Below are 503 nucleotides of genomic sequence, written 5' to 3'. Positions count from 1 at the left end.
CGGCACGTGCCGCTCACGGACGCGGACAAGCTCGCGCAGGACGCCGCGACCGCGGCGCAGGTGCGGCGGCTGGCGAACCACCCGGACGTGGTGGCGCTGCGGGTGGAGAAGGTCCGCACGCAGGTGGACGCGGTGATCTGGCTGGGGATTTTCCTGGGCTTGGCGTTCACGATGGTCAACGTTCAGCAGTTCGCCGCGGCCGGTGCGCCGGTGTGGTCGCTGGGCTGGTTCGCGGGCTGGCTGCTGGACCCGATGGTGTCGCTCGTCCTGGTGGCGGTGTTGCGGGCGGAGCAGATCACCGCCCGCTACCAGGTGTCGACCGGGGTGTGGGCGCACCGGACGAAGTGGTTCGCGTTCCTGGCCACCTACGTGATGAACACGTGGGAGTCCTGGACCCGGTTCGACGTGGCCGGGGTGGCGCTGCACTCGGTTCCGCCGGTGCTGGTGTTCCTGGCCGCGGAGACCGCGCCGGTGCTGCGCGACAAGCTCACCGAAGCCGTCCT

The 503-nt window shown here is 70.8% G+C and carries 1 pseudogene; it reads left to right on the top strand.

The window, feature by feature from the left end:
• Positions 1–6 precede the first annotated feature (6 nt).
• Positions 7–503, top strand: a pseudogene (locus tag L942_RS35880) (hypothetical protein); the annotation flags it as partial.

Origin of the sequence: Amycolatopsis orientalis DSM 43388 (assembly GCF_000411975.1) — a bacterium.
Classification (GTDB): domain Bacteria; phylum Actinomycetota; class Actinomycetes; order Mycobacteriales; family Pseudonocardiaceae; genus Amycolatopsis; species Amycolatopsis orientalis_D.
The sequence above is the reverse complement of the archived record's forward strand: the minus strand, read 5'-3'. Positions and strand labels throughout refer to the sequence as shown.